The organism is Sinorhizobium arboris LMG 14919, assembly GCF_000427465.1.
Classification (GTDB): domain Bacteria; phylum Pseudomonadota; class Alphaproteobacteria; order Rhizobiales; family Rhizobiaceae; genus Sinorhizobium; species Sinorhizobium arboris.
The window spans coordinates 168,364-187,382 of sequence record NZ_ATYB01000008.1 but is presented as its reverse complement, the minus strand read 5'-3'; the positions used below and the strand labels follow the sequence as shown (position 1 = coordinate 187,382).

Sequence of the window (19,019 nt, the reverse complement as noted above, 5' to 3'; positions counted from 1 at the left end):
TCCCGCGTCTCAGCCCCCGCTCCGCTGTTTCGCCGTTACGATCTGACCGGACGGGGCTCAAACCTGAATTCATCCGAGCAGGAATGATCTCACCGGCTCACGAGGCGCCGCGCGGGCGCGCCACGTCGTTGACGCCCTCCGGGTCCGGCGCCTGGCCATAGCTCATGCGCCGCATCTGGGCGATCACCCGCTCCATTTCCTCGTCCGGCAGCACGGGAGGCTCGCCGAGTGTGAGAGCCTGGACATAGATCCGCGAAAGCGTTTCGACTTCGATCGCGAGCCACAAGGCCTGTTCCAGCGTCTTGCCGAGCGATATCTGACCATGCTGGCCGAGCAGGCAGGCAAGGCGGTCCTTGAGCGCGACAAGCGCATTGTCCGACAGGGCCTGTGTGCCAAAGGTCGCATATTCGGCGCAGCGGATGGTCGTGCCGCCGGCAATCCCCGTCATGTAGTGAAAGCTCGGAATGGTCTTGTGATGGCATGCGAGTGTCGTCGCGTAGATCGAGTGGCAATGCAGGACCACGTCGATATCCGTGCGCGCGCGCAGAATGTCGCGATGGAAGCGCCACTCCGATGAGGGCCGATGGCCCACATAGGTGCCGTCGAAGCCCATCTCCACCAGGTCTTCCGGCTGCATCGTGTCATAGGGCATGGAGGACGGCGTGATGAGGAAGCCGTCATCGGTGCGGACGGAAAGATTGCCGGCCGTGCCCTGGTTGATGCCGCTCGAATTCATCCGCCGGCAGATGTCCACCATTTCCCGCCGGAGTGCCAGCTTGTCCGTCTCAGCCATGAAGTTTTCCTTTCGTGTTCCGGAATTTATCTCTGTTGCCTGCCACTGCGCGGGCGATCGCGCGCCAATCGGCGCCATAGCGGGAAAGGTCGGGATTGAGCCGCGCAAGATCGACGGGCTCGCTGAGGGCCAGCGGCGCCGGCCCCGCACGCGCCTCGTGACCGGCAAGCAGCGCCGCACCGGCGGCAACGCCATAGGCGTCGAGATTGAAGCGCACCCGGCGCTCGGGAAGCAATGCCGCAACGACGCCCGCATAGAGGGGATCGCGCAGGAAGCTGCCGTCGAGCACGACGAGGCGATCGGCGGAAAGCGTCTCGATGCATTCCGCGGTCAGGAGCGCGCAATAAAGGAGCGCCAGGGCCTTGCGCTCCATTGCCGTCTCGGCAGGTCCAAGGACGCGCCCGCGTCCGGCGCTGCCGGGGAAGAGACCATCATCGTCGCCGAAGGAGGGCACCGCGATGGTCCGCTGCGAAACGAGACGCTCGAGGACCTCGGGCGGGACGTCGTCCCGCGGCGGATCGGCGCCGGCGATATGGGAGAATTCCCGTCCGCCCATTGTGAGGATACCGCCGAGACGGTTTGCGAAAACGTCGCTGTTGAGCGTCATGCCTCTGTTCTCGTCGAGGCGCTCGATCGGTGTCGTGCGTGAAAAGCCGACGATCCAGGTACCCGTCGAAATTACCGTGAAATCCCTCAGTCCGGCAGCGTGATAGCGATAATGATTAAGGCTGCTGTCGTGGCCGCCCGTAAGCACGCGCATTTCTGCCGGGAGTCCGAACCTCCGGACCAGTTCGGGCCGGATCGGCCCAAGCGTCTGCCAGGCCTTCGAGAACGGCGGCATCAGCCGCTCCCAGCCGCGGGCAGCGACGATCGGCGAGAAGCGCCTTTCGGCGACATTCCAGAGATGCGACTGGGCCCCGAGAAGGCTCGCTTCCGACGCGGCGACACCGGAAAGACGCCAAGCCCAATATTGCGGCAGGCCGAGATACCAGCGGGCTTTCCCGAAAGCACGCGGTTCGCGCTCCTCCATCCAAAAAAGCTGGCGAGCCTGATGGGTCGCGCCATGCATGGTCGCGCTGCCGCGGTCGAAAAACGTACCGGCAAGCGGCGCGTAGCCGTCGCGAATCTCCGGCGGCAGCGGCTGCTCGTAGTCGATCATCGGGAGCGCGGCGCCATCGCCGGCGTCCGGATCCGCACCGGTCAGAACGCCGCCCGAGCCGTGCCCTGCCGCGACGACGGCGGCAAGTTCATGGCGCCGCGACAGAGCCGCCAGGGTCTCGAAAACCCATTCGCCCAGACTCGTGAGATCATGGTGGCGCCAGGGCGGCCCGGGGAGGACGGGATTGGGGACGCTGATCGTCTCGACCACCATCCCGTCGGCTGTGACGGCACTCAGCTTGACATTGGTCTTGCCGACGTCGAGGACCGCTATCGAAGCCGCTCCGCTGTCCCGCCCGATCATCGCACCCACGTCTTCTTCTCCTCGACCTTCTCCGCTGCGAGCTCCTTCAGATCAGGCCGTACTGCATGGCCTTGTTGCGCAGGAACGGCAGGCCGTTGCCCATCACCTCTTCCTCGTCCTTTGCGACCGGGCGCCAGACGGCAAGGCCATAGGCCACTTCCGGCGGCATGTTGATGAAGCTTTCCATGGCGAGGCCGCCCTTGAAGCCGATCGCCGCAAGCGTCGAAAAAATCTCGTCCCAGCCGCAGGTGCCGTAGCCCGGCGTGCCGCGGTCGCTTTCGGACAGATGGATGTATTTCAGGTGCTCGCGGGCATCGAGGATGCCTTTGCCGACACCTTTTTCCTCGATGTTCATGTGATAGGTATCGAGGTGCACGAAGACGTTGTCGGCTCCGACCCGTTCGATCATCTTGACCGCCTGCCAGCCGGTATTGATCAGGTGGTTCTCATAGCGGTTGACGGCCTCGACCCCGAGTTCGATGCCGCGCGTCTTGGCGTGCTTGGCAGCGGCCTGCAGCACGCGGGCGATGTTGTCATACTCGTCCACGGTCGGGGGCACGCCGGTCCGCTCGCCGATACCGCCATAGATCACGCCCGACAGCGCCTCCCCGCCAAGATCGGCCGTCTTGTCGATGGCGATTTTAAGATGGTCGATCGCCGCCTCTGGCCGCACCGACGCCCAGGCCCGCTCCGGCAGGCCGAGCGAGCAAACCGCGCGCAGGCGGTTTTTCTCGAGAAGCGCGCGGGTGTGCTCCGTGTCGACGGCAGGTGGATTAAGCATCGGTATCTCGATGAAGTCGACCTTGTATTTGACTGCGGCCGCTACCGCCCGCTCGGCCCCCGGACGGTCCCAGTTCATTGTCCACATGCTCGTATGGACGCCAAAACCCTGCATGGTCATGATCCTCTTCTGACAATTGAAATCCTGATCCTGGAAACGGCCCAACGCAGGATCATCACGACGACAAGAAGGATGCCCCAGACGGCGGTCGCGAGATGCTGGTTGGCTCCGACGAGATTGAGCCCGGACGAGAGAAGCTGCAGCACCACCAGCGCAACGAAGACGGGGATCACCCGGCCGAAGCCGCCGAACGGATCGACGCCACCGAGAAAGCACGCAAGCACCGTGATCAGCAGGTAGGATTCGCCGTGGCCGATGCGCACGGAATTGAACCGCGCCAGCATGATGATGCCGGCGATCGCACACATGATGCCGGACAGCGTGTAGACGAGCACGATCGCCTTGCGCGTGTTGATGCCGGAATAGCGCGTCGCCTCGAGGTTTGAGCCGATCATATAGGTGTTGAAGCCGAGCTTGGTGCGGCCGAGAAGCAGGTGCCAGGCGAGCACGCAGACGACGAAGACGATCAGCGGCACCGGGATGCCGGCGATCGAGCCATGGCCGATCACGCCGACGAAGGCGGGAAAACCGGAGATGTCGCCGCCCCGCGTCAGGAATTCTCCGAGCCCGCGCAGGAAGATCATCATCGACAAAGACACGAGGATCGGGTGGGCGCGGGTAAAGGCGATCACCAGGCCCATTACGGCTCCGCTCGCCGCCCCGACCATCAGGGCGAGGAGTGCGGCGACGAGAAAAATGCCGAGACCCGCATCGACACCGCCGTTTGCTTTCAGCACCCAGGCGGCGGTCAGTCCCGCGACATTCGCGGTGAATGTGATTGCGAGATTGAGGCCGCCCGTCAGGATCGGAAGCAGCATGGCAAGCGTGAGGAGCCCGAGTTCGGGAAGCTGAAAGGCGACGGATCCGAATGTTGCGGCGCTCAGGAATTGCGGCGAGGCAATGCCGAAAATGAGGACGACGGCGATGAAAGCGAGCCCCGGACCAGCCATTTCCGGACCTGCCGCGACCTTGATCCTTTCGAAGACTGTGGTCATCGTCTCGTTCCCCTTTGACCAATAAAAGGCAGCAGACGCTCGATCCGCGTGTTGGAAAGGGTGATGGCGATCAGGATGATGGCGCCGATGATCATCTTGAAGGCGAAGGGCGACACACCCATCAGATTGAGACCGTTCTGGGTGATCGAGATCAAAAGCACGCCGAGCACGCAGCCGAGCACCGTCCCCTTGCCGCCACCCAGGCGCGCTCCGCCCAGGACGACCGCGGCAAGCACGTCGAGCTCGCGGCCATAGAGCGCATTCGGCACGACCTCCTGAGCATAATGCGCCTGGATCAGCCCCCCGACGCCGGCCATTAGGCCAAGCCAGCCGAAGGCGATGAATTGCATGACACCGATATTGATGCCGAAGCGCCGGGCGCCTTCCGGATTGTCGCCGAAGGCGTAAAGCTGCCGGCCGATCGTGGTGCGCGTGATCAGTGTCCAGGTCGCGACCACGCAGACGATCATGACGAGCACCGGAAGCGTGATTTCGATCCAGGTACCGTCGGGCATTTCACGTTCGAAGAGGATCACCCGGTCCGTCAGCCAATCGGGCAGGTCGTAGATCGACACGCCACGCGTGAAGAACATCAGCAATCCGAAATAGATGTTGAAGGTGGAGATCGTGGCGACGATCGAAATGATCCGGAAACGGTGGATCAGGAAGGCATTGAAGCAGCCGAGCAGCACGCCCAGCGAGCCGGCGATGAGAAGCCCGGAGATCCAGCCGCCGCCGCCAATCCAGCCCAGCGCGATCGCCGTACCGTACTGGACGACGGAAGCGGCAACGGCAAAGGAGATGTCGATGCCACCGGCGATCAGCACCACCAGGAGGCCGACTGCGAAGATGATGTTGACCGCGCTGATGTTCAAGAGATCGAAGGCGTTGCCGAGCGAGAAGAAGTTCGTCGTTGCGAAGGAGAGCACAGCGCTGATGGCGACGATGACCGCCAGCAGCGAAAACTCGGTTGCGTGAGTGCGGATCAGACTACGCATAGACGGCCGCCTCGATCTCTTCCAGCCGCGTCCGGCGCGGATCATAGGTGCCGACGATGCGCCCCTGCGCCATGTGCAGGACACGGTCGGCGTTGAAATAGACTTCCGGCACCTCGTCCGAGATCAGGATGATCGCAAGCCCGCTCTCGGCGAGCTTGGCGACGATGTCGAAGATGCCGGCGCGTGCCCCGACATCGACGCCGACTGTAGGTGAATCGAGGATCAACAGCTTGGGATCGGTCGCAAGCCATTTGGCGATTGCCACGCGCTGCTGGTTGCCGCCGGACAGCGTCGAGATCGCATCGGACTGGCGGCCGATCTTGACGCCGAGATCGGCGATCCAGCGGCCGACGAGACTTCGTTTGCGGTCTTCGGAAAGCAGACCCCCGGAGAGTATCTTGCGCAGCGAGGCGATGACCAGATTGTCGGCGATCGGCTGCGGCTGGATGAGCCCGAGTGACAAACGGTCCTCCGACAGGTAGGCGATACCGGCCTTGATCGCGTCGCGGTTCGAAGCGAAGCGGACCTCCCGGCCGTCGATGGAAATCGTGCCCGAACCGGGCCTCGTCATGCCGAAAAGGGCGAGTGCCAGTTCGGTCCGCCCTGCCCCGAGCAAACCGGTTATGCCGACCGTCTCGCCGCGGCGAACGGTCAGCGAAATGTCTTCGAACTCGCCTGGCCGGGTGAGACCGCGAACCTCGAGTACGGCCGGCTGGTCCTCCTGCGATCGCGCGCGGACCTGCTGATCGAAGGTCTTGCCGGTCATGAGCTCGGTGATTTTCGACTGCGTCATGCCGGCGGCGGGATAGACCCCGACCAGCGCACCGTCGCGCAAGACCGTGATGCGGCTTGAAATCTCCAGCACCTCGGCAAGCCGATGGCTGACGAAAACGACTGCGACGCCTGACGCGGAGAGGCTGCGGACGATTTCGAGCAGATGGTCCGTCTCCGACTGGGTCAATGATGCCGTCGGCTCGTCCATGAAGACCAGTCTCGCCTCCCCGACCAGCGCCCGGGCAATCGCCACGATCTGACGCTGGGCGATCGCATATTCCTTGAGCGGCAGGTCGACGTCGAGCGTGACGCCCAGCCGGCCCAGCGCGTCGACGGCGATCCGGCGCATGCGGCCGTAGTCCACCAGCCGCGGCCGGCCGCCGAGCACTTCGCGAAAGGCGATGTTTTCCGCAACGCTCATTTCGGGGAAGAGGGCGAGATCCTGCCAGATGACCTGAATGCCGCGGTCCTGAGCGGTGACCGGCGACATATGCGAATAGGTCTCCCCGTCATATTCGATGACCGCCCCTTCGGCCGGGCGGTAGACGCCCGTGATCACCTTGATGAGCGTGCTCTTGCCGCAACCGTTCTCTCCGGCCAGGCAGTGCACCTCGCCCGGGCGCACATCGAAGCCGACATTCTTCAGTGCCTTGACGCCGCCGAAGGTCATGTTGATGTTGCGAAGAGACAGAAGCGGCTTGTCCGTACTCGCCGCGCTTGCCGACTGGTGCATCCTTTTCGAGGCCCATCGATGGTGTTTCCAGGGGATCTGCCAGGCCGGCCGGAGCCGGCCCAGCAGCCGGGAGAACCCGTTGGTGAGCGGGATGCATTTGGCTCCCGCCCAACTTCTGTCCGGTCAGAGGCCCATTGCCGCGAGGTCGGCGACCGTCTCCTTGTTGATCGGCACGAGCTGGTCGACGATGATGTTGCGGTTTTCGAAGTCCGGGTGGATCACGCCGAGACCTTCGATTTCCTCGCCGTCCTTGATTTCCTCGCCCTTCATGAGCTTGTCGGCGAGCGTTACGAAGACTTCGCCGGCCTGCTTGGGATTCCACATGAAGCCGCCGGAAATCGCATCGGACTTGATGAGCTTCTGGCCCTGGCCGGGCGAGAAGGGCCCGAGAACGAAGATTTCGCCGACCTTGCGGCGCTCCTCGATGGCGCGGCCGGCGCCGATCGGGCCCTGGCTCCCGAAAGCGAGGAAGCCCTTGAGGTTCGGATGAGCGGAGATCAGGTCGAGCGCCGTCGAACGGCTCTTGTCGACATCCTCTGCGACGCCGTAGCGCTCGCCGACGAGCGTCATCTCGGGATGATTCTTCTTGAGGTATTCGATTGCCGCATCCGCCCAGGCATTATGCAACGGAACGGTCAGCGAGCCGACAAAGACCGCATATTCGCCCTTGCCGCCCATCTTCTCCGCAAGCAGCTTGGCATGGGCTTCACCGAAGCCGGTGGAGGATGCCAGCTCGAAGTCCCAGTCGGCGCCCTTCTGGCTCGGAGACTCATGCGTAATGACGATGATGCCCTTTTCCTTGGCTTTGGTGAGCACCGGCTCCAGCACCTTGGCATCGTTGGGAACGACGCCGATCACCTTGACGTTCTGGGCGATCAGGTCTTCGATCGCTCGGACCTGCAGCGCCGGGTCGGCACTCGTCGGCCCGACCATGAATGCGTCGACGCCAAGCTTTTCGCCGCGCTCCTTGATACCCGCCTCCATGGCGTTGAACCACGGTATGCCGCCGATCTTGACGACGACGCCGACCTTGCCAGAATCCTGCGCCGCGGCGACGTAAGCGCCCGCAAGCGAAAGCGACGCCGCCAGAGCGGCAGCCAGAATTTTTCTGATCATGTCTCTCCTCCACAAGTTCCCTAAAGGGAACGCTCCCGGACGCTTCACGCTCCGGCCTCCAATATTCTCATGGACGGAAGGGAATGCCCCGCCGCTGACGGCCGCCTCCTCAGACGGCACCAACAATTTGCACAATCGATATTTCTTTTTTGCACAATCGATGGTGCAATGACTATCATGCAGACTTGATCTTTCGTCAAGCCGAAATCGGCACTAGAGCAATTCCAGGAAAAGTGGGTCGCGGCTTTCCGCCCGGAGTTGCGGCAAAACAGAGGGTTAGAGCGTTTCCGACACTCGTCGAAAAGCGGGAATGCACCAAGGGTTTTTGGAGGAGGCTCGGATGACGAACGGTATCAGGAAAAAGGCGACGATCTACGATCTGTCGGTGCTTTCCGGAAGTTCGCCCTCTACCGTCAGCGCGGTGCTGAACGGCACGTGGCGCAAGCGACGGATCAAGGAGAGCACCGCGGAGCTCATCCGAAGCCTCGCCGAGACCCATCAGTACACTGCAAACCGGCAAGCGCGGGGCCTGCGCAGTTCCCGTTCCGGCCTCGTCGGGCTGCTCCTGCCCGTGCACGACAACCGCTACTTTTCTTCGCTCGCCCAGACCTTCGAGGCGCATGTGCGCAGCAAGGGCCAATGTCCGATCGTCGTCAGCGCCAGCCGGGACCCGGAGCAGGAGCGCAGGACGGCCGAAACGCTGATCTCCTATTCCATCGACGAATTGTTCATCTGCGGTGCGACGGATCCCGATGGCGTGCACGAAGTCTGCGAAGCGGCCGGCCTAAGGCATATCAACATCGATCTTCCCGGCACGAAAGTGCCGTCGGTCATCAGCGACAATTTCAAAGGCGGCCGCCGTCTGACCGAGGCGATCATCAGGCACTTCCCCGCCGAGCGGCCGCTCGAGCCCGACGACCTCTACCTGTTCGGCGGCCGCGATGATCACGCCACCCGCGAGCGCATCCGCGGATTTCGGGCGGTAAAGCAGGAGCTGCTGGGAAGCGATCCGGACGAATGCATATGGCCGACCGGCTATGCCGCCGACAATGCCCGAAAGGCCTTCGAAGCGTTCTACGAACAGCATGGGAAACTGCCGCGCGGCTTCTTCGTCAACTCATCGATAAATTTCGAGGGGTTGCTGCGTTTCATGGCCGAGCATCCGCTCGAGAATTTCACGGATCTCGTCGTCGGCTGCTACGATTACGATCCGTTCGCCTCCTTCCTCCCCTTCCCCGTGATCATGATCCGGCAGAATATCGAGGGAATGATCGCAAAAGCTTTCGAAGTGATCGAAGAACCGAGAGCATCGTTGCAAATACACATGATCGAGCCGCAGCTCGTGCCGCCGAGAACGGCGCTGATCGGTCCGCTCGATGCGCTGATGGACAGCGAGGTGCCTCAGGAATGACGGGACCCGCTACACCGCCGTGCGACTGCCGGGGAATAGCAGCTCGATAAAGCTTGCCGCCGTCGGCTGCGGTTCGTGATTTGCCAGGCCGGGACGCTCGTTTGCCTCGATAAAGACGTAAGTCGGCTCCGCCGGATCGCGAACCATCAGGTCGATGCCGACCACCGGGATGTTGATCGCCCGCGCCGCACGGCAGGCGGCCTCGACGAGGTCGGGATGCACCATCGCCGTCACGTCGTGGATCGACCCGCCGGCATGGAGATTGGCGGCCTTGCGCACGGTAATCTCCCGTCCCTCGTCCAGTACCGTTTCGCGATCGAGCCCCTGCTCCGCAAGACAGCGATCGGTTTCCGCGTCGAGCGGAATCCGGCTCTCGCCGCCCGTTGCGGCTTCGCGCCGGCGCGACTGCTTCTCAATGAGGGAGGCGATCTTGCTGCGGCCGTCGCCAATGACGCGTGGCGGCAAACGAACGGCGGCGGCAACGAGCGTATAGTCGATGATCACGAGGCGGAGGTCCTCTCCCTCGAAAAACGCTTCCAGCAGGACCCGGTCGCAGACCTGGCGGGCCGACGCGATTGCCTCTTCCAGCGCCTCCATCGTTGTGATGCCCACCGAAATGCCCCGGCCCTGCTCTCCGCGCGCCGGCTTGACCACGAGCTTGCCGTGTTCTTGGAGAAAGGCGCGAATGGCCTTTCGATCCTCCCCCACTTCCATCTGGTCCGGGACGACAAGCCCGGCGGCGGAGACCATGCGGCGGGTAATCGCCTTGTCGTCGCAAATCGACATCGCGACGCCGGAAGTCAGCTCCGAAAGGCTTTCGCGGCAGTGGATCGAGCGGCCGCCATGGGACAGGCGGAAGAACCCGCCTTCCGCATCGGTGATCTCGACATGGATCCCGCGCCGCGTCGCCTCATCCACGATCAGCCGCGCATAGGGATTGAGCGCATCGTAGGATTGATGCGGCATCGCGAAGAACTTCTCGTTGATCGCATTCTTCCGCTTGATGGCGAAAAGCGGCATGCGCCGGAAATTCAGCTTCTCATAGAGCCCGATCGCCAAGGTATTGTCGTGCATGACCGACAGGTCGACATAGGAAAGGCCACGGGCCTGGAAATGCTCGGCAAGCTTTCGAACCAGCTGTTCGCCGATGCCCGGCTGGCGCGCCTGCGGATGAACCGCGAGGCACCACAGCGAGGCGCCACGGTCCGGATCATTGAACAGTCTTTGGTGGTCGATCCCGGTGACCGTGCCGACGATATCGCCCGTGGCGTCGTCCTGCGCCACGAAATAGGTCAGCGACCGGTCGTCCCTCTCGGAAGAGAAGAAATCGGATCGGATCTGAACCATGCCGCAGGCGGCATAGACCCGGTTGATGCCGTCACCATCGGATTCCGAAGCGAGCCTGCGGATCGTGATGCCGCGCGTGCGGCGGGTATTGGCACGGTAGGTCCACAGGTCGAGCCGATAGGTGTGGGACGGATCGAGGAAAATCTCCTGCGGGGCCCGTGACAGAAGCACATGCGGATCCCGGACATAGAAGGCAATGTCCCGGCTCGAGGGAGCTTCCTCGCGCAGCTCGGACAGGAGCTTCTCGTCGTCGGAAAAGGTCTGCGCAAACAGCAGCCTGCCCCAACCGCAGTCGAGCACGACGTCCCGCTTCATCCCCCCAGAGGCTCCCGACCCCTCGGTGTCGCGGCTCGGCTGAGCACGCGTCCGCAAACGTTTCAGCCGGTGGGTGACGGCTTTGGTGCCTTTGCTGCGTTGACGCGGCAACGCGATCTCGCGCGTCTTCTTCATGCTACACCCCCTGCGCCTCAAGCCACATCTCGAGCAGTCCGACCTGCCACAGTTCGGAGCCGCGCAGCGGCGTGATGTGATCCGACGGCCGCGCGAAAAGACGATCGAGGTAAGCGTCGCGGAAGAGACCCCGCTCACGCGCCTTCTGCGAGCGCAGGGTGTCACGTATCAGGTCGAGGTAAGGACCGGCGATATATTTAAGCTGCGGCACAGGGAAATAGCCCTTCTTGCGGTCGATGACCTCGCTCGGAATGACCCGGCGCGCCACATCCTTCAGAATTCCCTTGCCGCCGTCGCGCAGCTTCTCCTCCGGCGGTATGCGCGCGGCAAGTTCCACGAGCTCGTGGTCGAGGAAGGGCACGCGCGCTTCCAGGCCCCAGGCCATCGTCATATTGTCGACGCGCTTTACGGGATCGTCGACGAGCATGACGTTGCTGTCGAGACGGAGCGCCTGATCGACGGGCGTATCGGCACCGTCGCGCAGGAGATGCTCTTTCAGCAGGTCGCCGCTCACGTCGCGCTCAGCGATCCAGGCATCCGACAACTGGGTGGCCAGGACCTCATGGGAACGGTCGCGGAAGGCCTTGCCGTAATCGGCGACGACGTTGTTGGAGTTCATCAGCGGCGGGTACCAGTGATAACCGCCGAAGACCTCGTCCGCGCCCTGCCCCGACTGTACGACCTTGACGTGTTTGGAGACCTCCTTCGACAGCAGATAAAAGCCGACATTGTCGTAGGAGACCATCGGCTCGGACATAGCGGCGATGGTTCCGGGCAAGGCGCCCATCAGATCGGCCGAGGGCACGAAGATCTTGCGATGGTCCGTACCGAAATGACTGGCGATCAGGTCCGAATAGACGAATTCGTCGCCCTTTTCGCCATTGGCCTCCTCGAATCCGACGGAGAAGCTCATGAGGCCGCGCTGGCCCGCTTCCGCGAGAAGCCCGACGATCAGGCTTGAATCGACGCCGCCGGAAAGAAGCACGCCGACCGGCACGTCGGCGATCATGCGACGCTTCACGGCAATGCGCAGCGCGTCCAGAAGCAGTTCCTGCCATTCCTCGCGGCTAATAGCTGCGTCGCCCGCCTGCCGGCGATAGGGCGGATCCCAATAGCGCCGGTCCTTGAAGCTGCCGTCGCGTCCGTAAACGCGGAGGGTCGCAGGCGGCAGCTTGCGCACGCCATTCAGGATCGTGCGCGGCGGCGGCACGACCGCATGGAACGTCATGTAGTTGTGAAGCGCTGCCACGTCGATCGAGGTGTCGACGCCACCCGCCTTGACGAGCGCGGGCAAGGTGGAAGCAAAGCGCAAGGCGCCTTGCACTTCGGCAATATAGAGCGGCTTGATGCCGAAACGGTCGCGCGCCATCACGACACGGCCGCTGTCACGCTCGTGGATGACGAAGGCGAACATGCCGTGGAACCGGGAGACGCATTCCTCACCCCATGCATGCCATGCCTTCAGGATGACCTCTGTATCGCCGGAGGAGAAGAATCTGTAGCCCTTCGCTTCAAGCTCCGACCTCAGTTCGCGGAAATTGTAGATGCAGCCGTTGAAGACAAGCGACAGGCCGAGGTCGGGATCGACCATCGGCTGCTGCGACTTGTCGGAGAGGTCGAGTATCCGCAATCGCCGATGTCCCAGCCCGACATTGCCCCGCACCACCACGCCTGATCCATCCGGCCCGCGCGGGGCAAGGACGTCCGCCATGGTCGAGACTGCCGTAACCGACGGCGAACCGCCATCGAACCTGACTTCTCCGCAAATTCCACACATGAACCGGGTCGAAACCTCCATTGTTGGTACGAGACGCGACGCCAGGCCGGGGATCGATCCGCGGCCCGGCGTCGTCATGAAAATCCAATGCCCCACCGGGCCCACAGTTCCACCATGGGCCTCATTCGGTCGCGGCTGCGCGTTCGAGCATATAGTTTTCGGCGAAAGCCATATGCTCGGCGGCGATCGCGCGCGCATCTTCCGACCGCCCGTCCTTGAGGGCGGCCATGAGCCGGTACTGGAAGGACAGGCCCGTTTCGCGTGAAAGCGACGTCGGGTCGGCATAGATCGCCCGCGCGGCCGGGAGTTCACGCAGCAGATTGTGCATGAGCCCGCAGACGAAGCCGAGAAGCGGGTTCGGACAGAGCTGCGCCAGCATCGAATGAAAATCGAGTTCGGCGACGCGCTGGCGATATTGTTCGTCCAGATCCGCGGGGGGATGATCGTAGATGCGGATCGTGTTTTCGAGGGCGACGAGATCCTCCCGGGTCACCCTGCCGGCCAGCAGGGCCGCGACTTCCGGCTCCAGCATCTTTCGGATGGCATAGATGTCGGAAATGCTCGGCTGATCGAAGAAGAAGTGGGTCGACAGAAGCTCCATCGCGTGCCGCGCCGAGGGCTTGGCGACGAAGGCGCCGCCTCCCGGACCGCTGCGCGTGAAGACGAGGCCCTGCGTCTCCAGCGCTTTCATCGCCTCGCGTACGGTCCCCTTGGCCGCCTTGAACGTGTCGATCAGGTCGCGTTCCTGCGGCAGGCGATCGCCGGGTCCCAGTCCTTCCGAGCGGATGTAGTCCTTGATGCGATCGGCGATCGCCTCCGGTCTCCGTTTCGTTCGCTCGGCCGGAACAAAGAGGCGCTGACCGTCTCCACCGCGTACCTTCTTATTTTCGATGACCACTGGCATGAACCGTTACTCTCTCCTGATGCGGGGCGCGCTTGCGACCAGCTGTCGTGTATAGGCGTGCTCAGGGTCGGCAAAAAGGCGGGCGGCCGGTGCGGTCTCGACCACCTCGCCGAAATACATCACCGCCACCCGGTCCGAGATCGCCTCGACCACCGCGAGATCGTGGCTGATGAAGAGATAGGAAAGGCCGAAGCGCTCCTTCAGATCGCGAAGCAGAAGCAGGACCTGCGCCTGGATGGACACGTCAAGCGCACTCACCGGTTCGTCGAGCACGATGATTTCGGCCTCGGTCGCGAGTGCCCGCGCGATGGCGATCCGCTGCGCCTGTCCGCCGGAAAACTCGTGCGGGTAGCGCAAGAGCGTGTCCTCAGGCATCTGCACCGCATGAAGCAACTCCTGCATCCGCGCGCGTCGGCGCGGCGCCTCGTAGCTGCACAAAAGCTTCAGCGGCGTATCAAGGATCTCACGAATCGTCTTGCGCGGATTGAGCGAAGCGACCGGATCCTGGAAGACATACTGGATCGTCTTGCCGAAGGCCCTCGGGCCGGATCGCCGAAGCGCCGCCGCATCCCTGCCGCCGATCAGCATGCTGCCGGACGTAGGCTCCTCGAGGCCGACAAGCATGCGGGCGAGCGTACTCTTGCCTGACCCGCTTTCGCCGACCACGGCGAGCGTTTCGCCCCGTGCAACGTCGAGCGACACCGCCTTCACGGCCTTTATCTCGTGCCTTGCCTTCCCGAAAAGATTACGCCCTCCGCCGAAGGTCTTGGAAAGGCCCCGAACCTGAATGGCAGTACTCGCCATCATGCCACCTCCGCCGTGCCGCCCGCGAAAAGCCCCGCGACACGATCCAGGAAACGCTCGCCCGTTCCAAGCTCGGGCACGCAGGCGATCAGCCGTTTCGTATAGGCATGCTGCGGATTGGCGAGCACCTCCCGGGTGTTCCCGGTTTCGACGATCTCGCCATCCTTCATCACGGCCACGCGGTCGCAGAACTCCGAAACGATGCCGAAGTCGTGTGTTATGAAGAGCAGTGCCATCCCCCGCTCGCGCTGAAGATCGCGCAGGAGCTGCAGAATGCGGGCCTGAACGGTCACGTCCAGCGCGGTCGTCGGCTCGTCTGCAATGATGATTTCCGGATCGTTGGCGAGCGCCATCGCAATGCCGACACGCTGGCGTTGGCCGCCCGAAAGCTGGTGCGGATAATGCACGGATCGCTCGCGTGCGTCCGGGATGCCCACCTTGTCCAGAAGCCCGATCGCCTTTTCACGGCACGCTGCCGCACCGATCGACTGATGGGCGGCGATCGCCTCCTCCACCTGGCGCCCGATCGGATACATTGGGTGCAGTGTCGTGAGCGGGTCCTGGAAGACATAGGCGACACGGCTGCCGCGTTTCGCGATCAGCCCGGTTTCGGACAGGGAAAGCACATCCTCCCCTCCGAGATAGATCGCACCGTTGCGGATCACACCGGGCGGCGAGGCGACCAGCCCCATGACGGACAAGGCGGTGACGCTCTTGCCCGAACCGCTCTCGCCGATGAGCCCGAGGCATTCGCCCGGCCTCACATGCAGCGAGACTTCCCGAACCGCCGGCACGATCTTCTTTCCCCTCCGGAAGCCGGTTTCCAGCTTCTCGATGGCAAGCGAGGCGCCTTCAGCCGTGTTTGCGGGCGCGGTGCGGCCGGGTGCAACTTCAGTAACCGGACCCGGCCGCGCGAGAGCGCCCGAGCGAAGGCGCGGGTCCAGCACGTCCCGGATTCCGTCGCCGAGAACGTTCAGGCTGATGACGATCAGGAAGATCATCACGCCCGGAACGATCGAGACATGCGGGGCTGTAAAGAGCTGCGCTCGCCCCTCGCCCAGCATGGAGCCGAGATCGGCCTGGGGCGGTTGCGCGCCGAGACCGAGGAAACTGAGCCCGGCCGTCTCGAGGATCATCCAGCCTGCCGTCGTCGACATGGTGATGACGATGACGGGCATCACGTTCGGCAGGACTTCGGTGAGAATGATCGACAGATGCCCCTTGCCGGAGAGCCGCGCCGCATCGACGAATTCGCGATGGGCGTAGCCGAGCGTCACGCCGCGCACATTACGGGCAAAGAACGGGATGTTTACGAGCGCGATCGCATAGAGCGCGTTCATCAGTCCCGGTCCAAGGGCTGCGACGATGGCGAGCGCCAGCAGGATGTAGGGAAAAGCCATCAGCATGTCGATGCCGCGCATCATCGCGTTGTCGGTGCGCCCGTCGGCATAACCGGCAACGATGCCGATCGCCGATCCGATGCCGGCAGCGATGAGGGTCGCAGCGAAACCGACGGCGACCGAGACCCGCGTGCCCCAAAGGAGGCGGCTCAGGATGTCGCGGCCGAGCTGATCCGTGCCGAGAAGATGTCCGGCGGTCAGCACAGGCTTCAGCCGGTCGGCAGGTGCCGTGGCATCGGGATCGGGCAGCGGCAGGACCGGCGCCAGGACCGTCAGCAACAGGATCAGTCCGAGCAGCAGGAGCCCCGCCGTGGCGAGACGGTTGTTGAGCAGCAGGTGCCAGGAGGTGATCCGTGCCGATCCGGTCGGCGGAGCCGGCGATGCTGCGAGGGCACTCATGTACGAATCCTCGGATCGAGCATGGACTGAACGACGTCGGCGAGCAGATTGAACAGCACGTAGCTGGCTGCGACGACGAGCACGCCGCCCTGCACCAGCAGGATATCGCGCGTCGAGATCGCCTTCACGAGCATCGCGCCGATGCCGGGCCACTGGAACACCGTCTCGACATAGACGGCGCCGCCGAGCACGAAACCGGCCTGGATGCCGATGGCGGGAACGACGCTGACCAGCGCCGCGCGGAAAGCATGGGCGTAGATCACACGGCGCTCGGGCAGGCCCTTCGCGCGGGCCGTGCGGATATAGTCCTGGCGCAGGACCTCCAGCATCGCACCGCGCGTCAGCCTGGCGATGACGCCGGCGGCAACGACGGCAAGCGTAGCCGCGGGCAGGATCAGATGGAGCAGAAGATCCTTCAGGTCGCCCCCGCCATAGACCGCATACATGCCCGACGCCGGCAGGATGCGCCAATGAACGGCGAAGAGATAGATAAGCAGGAGGCCGAGCCAGAAGGACGGCGTCGAAATGCCGGCCAGCACGAAAAAGGTGATGGTGCGGTCGACCCAGCCGAACTGGCGCACGGCGGAAATCACACCCGCAAGAAGCCCGATCACCGAGCACAGGACCAGCGAGACGCCGGCCAGCACCAGCGTCGCCTGGAACCGTTCCAGGACCTCGTCGATCACGGGGCGGTTCAGCGCGAAGGACCGTCCGAAATCGCCCTGCAGCACGTTGCCGATCCAGATTGCGTATTGCTGCACCAACGGCTTGTCGAGCCCGAGGTCACGATTGATGCGCTCGACGTTTTCCGGCGTCGCATACGAGCCGAGAATGGCCGTTGCGGTGTCGCCAGGGATCAGAGCCATGACGAGAAAGACGATGATGGAAAGCCCGAAAAGGACGGGCACCACGGCAATCAGCCGCTTGACGACATAGGCCTGCATGGATGACCCTCCGGGAGATCCCTCTTCTGTCGCCGCCGGCAATCGAACATGCCGGCAGCGATTTCCGATGCGCGCGCTACTCTTTCGTCACGCCATGGAGATCGAGCAGGAAGGAGGGCTGCAGCTTGAAGCCTTTGACCGCGGCGGTCGTCACCGCATTCTGCTTCCAATTGGCGACGAAAAGCCATGGCGCATCGTCATGGACGATCGACTGGACCTCGCCATAGAGCTTGCCACGCTCGGCCGGATCCGTGGACCTGCGCGCCTTTTCCAGGAGCTCGTCCAGCTGCGGATTGGAATAATAGCCGGAGTTGAAGCCTCCCTGGTCGGGCATAGCGCCGGTGCGCAACGTCAGGTAGGGGACGGTATCCGGGTCGTTTGTCATCCAGGCCATCTCGGCCATGTCCGCCTTGCCCTCCAGGCCAGGATTGACCCGGCCAAGAAAGGTGTTCCACTCGTAGGTCTCGATCTTGACGTTAAAGCCGACAGCCTGGAGATCGGCCTGGATCGCTGCACCCATGGTGATCGGATCGAGCATGCCCGAGCCGCCCTCGGTCACGTAGAACGTCACCTGCGGGTTTTCGACGCCGGCTTCCGCGAGCAGGGCCCTGGCCTTATCGGGATCATAGGCATAGGGCTCCACCGAGCTTTCCACCCAGTTGAAGGCGGGCGGTATCGGGCCGGCCGCGACCGTCGCCGTCCCCTGCAGCACGTCGTCGACCAGCGTTTGCTTGTTCACTGCATAATTGGCGGCCTGGCGCACGCGCTTGTCGGCAAAAGGGCCCTCCTTGGTGTTCAGGATGGCGAACCAGACATGCGGTCCCGCCTGCTCGGCAACGGTGAAATTGGCGTCCTGCTCGAAGGTCGCAAGATTGTCCGGCGGCACCTCCACCATCACGTCGATACCGCCGGCCATCATCTCGGCGACACGGGTGTTGGCGTCGGTAATGGGGCGGAAGACGACGGCCTCAAGCTTTGCGGCGCCGTCCCAGTAGTCCGGGTTGCGTTCGACGACGACGCGCTGGTTCGACAACCACTCGACGAATTTGAACGGTCCGGTCCCTGAGGGGCTGCGCCCATATTCCTTGCCGTGCTTTTCGACGGCGGCAGGCGAGACGATCAGACCCGTAGGATAAGCGAGGTTTGAAAGGAACGGCGCAAAGGCCTCGCTGAGCTTGAACTCGACCGTGCGCTCATCGAGAGCGTTGACCGCTTCGACGGAGGCGAAGTTGAAGGAAAGCGGGAACGGCCCGGTGTCGTAGAACGGATGGTCTTTCTTCAGCATGCGGTCGAAGTTGAACTTCACGGCCTCGGCATTGAAATCGGAGCCGTCGTGAAACTTCACGCCCTGCCTTAACTTGAACGTGTAGGTCTTTCCATCTTCAGAGATTTCCCAGCTTTCGGCAAGAGCCGGCTCCACCTCCAATGTACCGTCTTTGAAACGGACAAGTCCGTCATAGACGTTGACGAGGATGCGGAAGTCGTTGGTTGCGGTCACCGTATGCGGGTCCAGAGACTGCGGCTCGGCAATCTGGCCGACGACGAGAACGTCGGGCGGAGTCTGCGCTGCGGCCGGCGCGGCGGCAGCCCCTGCAAAAGCAAGAGCGGCCAAGGCGATGGCGCTCCGAAACAGCCTCTTCATGGGGAAGATCCTTTCGATTTGGCTTCAGTTCGCAAGCGCTATTTATAACTATAAATCTACAGCATGCAATAATCTATCATGATAGTTTGCAACAACAGTCGGCGGCAGCATGGTTGATTGCCACGACAGGCGATGTCGGTTCACGTGGCCTCGACCGTATCGGCAATGT

Annotated in this window: 15 protein-coding genes; 1 reads left to right on the top strand and 14 read right to left on the bottom strand. The window is 63.2% G+C overall.

The window, feature by feature from the left end; all coding sequences use genetic code 11:
- Positions 1-97: 97 nt before the first annotated feature.
- The 7 genes from SINAR_RS0101645 to SINAR_RS0101615 all read right to left on the bottom strand — a co-directional run bounded on the left by SINAR_RS0101645 (position 98) and on the right by SINAR_RS0101615 (position 7,772).
- Positions 98-793, bottom strand: coding sequence for a class II aldolase/adducin family protein (locus SINAR_RS0101645; protein ID WP_027997420.1), 696 nt, complete (start codon positions 791-793; stop codon positions 98-100).
- Positions 786-2,255 (bottom strand): FGGY-family carbohydrate kinase, encoded by a 1,470-nt coding sequence (locus SINAR_RS0101640; protein WP_027997419.1) that lies wholly within the window; start codon positions 2,253-2,255, stop codon positions 786-788. Before SINAR_RS0101640 ends, SINAR_RS0101645 begins: the two co-directional genes overlap by 8 nt.
- 46 nt (positions 2,256-2,301) lie before the next feature.
- Positions 2,302-3,150, bottom strand: coding sequence for a sugar phosphate isomerase/epimerase family protein (locus tag SINAR_RS0101635; protein WP_027997418.1), 849 nt, complete (start codon positions 3,148-3,150; stop codon positions 2,302-2,304).
- Between the two features lie 2 nt (positions 3,151-3,152).
- Entirely contained in the window at positions 3,153-4,151 is a 999-nt protein-coding gene (locus SINAR_RS0101630; protein ID WP_027997417.1) for an ABC transporter permease, read from the bottom strand.
- Complete coding sequence (locus SINAR_RS0101625; protein WP_027997416.1) at positions 4,148-5,149, bottom strand: ABC transporter permease; 1,002 nt, start codon at positions 5,147-5,149, stop codon at positions 4,148-4,150. Before SINAR_RS0101625 ends, SINAR_RS0101630 begins: the two co-directional genes overlap by 4 nt.
- Positions 5,142-6,656: a sugar ABC transporter ATP-binding protein gene (locus SINAR_RS0101620; RefSeq protein ID WP_027997415.1), complete on the bottom strand. Its 1,515-nt coding sequence runs from the start codon at positions 6,654-6,656 to the stop codon at positions 5,142-5,144. Before SINAR_RS0101620 ends, SINAR_RS0101625 begins: the two co-directional genes overlap by 8 nt.
- A 123-nt stretch (positions 6,657-6,779) precedes the next feature.
- A complete protein-coding gene (locus tag SINAR_RS0101615; RefSeq protein ID WP_027997414.1) occupies positions 6,780-7,772 on the bottom strand; it encodes an autoinducer 2 ABC transporter substrate-binding protein in 993 nt (330 codons plus the stop codon).
- A 340-nt stretch (positions 7,773-8,112) separates the two neighbouring features.
- Between SINAR_RS0101615 and SINAR_RS0101610 the strand changes: the two genes are divergently transcribed.
- Positions 8,113-9,183: a LacI family DNA-binding transcriptional regulator gene (locus SINAR_RS0101610; protein ID WP_027997413.1), complete on the top strand. Its 1,071-nt coding sequence runs from the start codon at positions 8,113-8,115 to the stop codon at positions 9,181-9,183.
- A 9-nt stretch (positions 9,184-9,192) separates the two neighbouring features.
- Here the strand turns inward: SINAR_RS0101610 and ngg are convergent, their stop codons facing one another.
- The 7 genes from ngg to SINAR_RS0101575 form a co-directional block, all read right to left on the bottom strand.
- On the bottom strand, positions 9,193-10,980 hold the full coding sequence (gene ngg / locus SINAR_RS0101605) for an N-acetylglutaminylglutamine synthetase (RefSeq protein WP_027997412.1): 1,788 nt from the start codon (positions 10,978-10,980) through the stop codon (positions 9,193-9,195).
- 1 nt (position 10,981) lies between these two features.
- Positions 10,982-12,757, bottom strand: coding sequence for an N-acetylglutaminylglutamine amidotransferase (locus SINAR_RS0101600; RefSeq protein ID WP_027997411.1), 1,776 nt, complete (start codon positions 12,755-12,757; stop codon positions 10,982-10,984).
- A gap of 121 nt (positions 12,758-12,878) precedes the next feature.
- Positions 12,879-13,661, bottom strand: coding sequence for a FadR/GntR family transcriptional regulator (locus SINAR_RS0101595; protein WP_027997410.1), 783 nt, complete (start codon positions 13,659-13,661; stop codon positions 12,879-12,881).
- A gap of 6 nt (positions 13,662-13,667) precedes the next feature.
- On the bottom strand, positions 13,668-14,465 hold the full coding sequence (locus SINAR_RS0101590) for an ATP-binding cassette domain-containing protein (protein WP_027997409.1): 798 nt from the start codon (positions 14,463-14,465) through the stop codon (positions 13,668-13,670).
- Positions 14,465-16,264, bottom strand: a complete 1,800-nt coding sequence (locus SINAR_RS0101585; protein WP_027997408.1) for a dipeptide/oligopeptide/nickel ABC transporter permease/ATP-binding protein — start codon at positions 16,262-16,264, stop codon at positions 14,465-14,467. Before SINAR_RS0101585 ends, SINAR_RS0101590 begins: the two co-directional genes overlap by 1 nt.
- On the bottom strand, positions 16,261-17,208 hold the full coding sequence (locus SINAR_RS0101580) for an ABC transporter permease (protein WP_027997407.1): 948 nt from the start codon (positions 17,206-17,208) through the stop codon (positions 16,261-16,263). The genes SINAR_RS0101585 and SINAR_RS0101580 overlap by 4 nt, the downstream gene beginning before the upstream one ends.
- A 76-nt stretch (positions 17,209-17,284) precedes the next feature.
- Positions 17,285-18,850, bottom strand: a complete 1,566-nt coding sequence (locus tag SINAR_RS0101575) for an ABC transporter substrate-binding protein (RefSeq protein WP_027997406.1) — start codon at positions 18,848-18,850, stop codon at positions 17,285-17,287.
- Positions 18,851-19,019 lie beyond the last annotated feature (169 nt).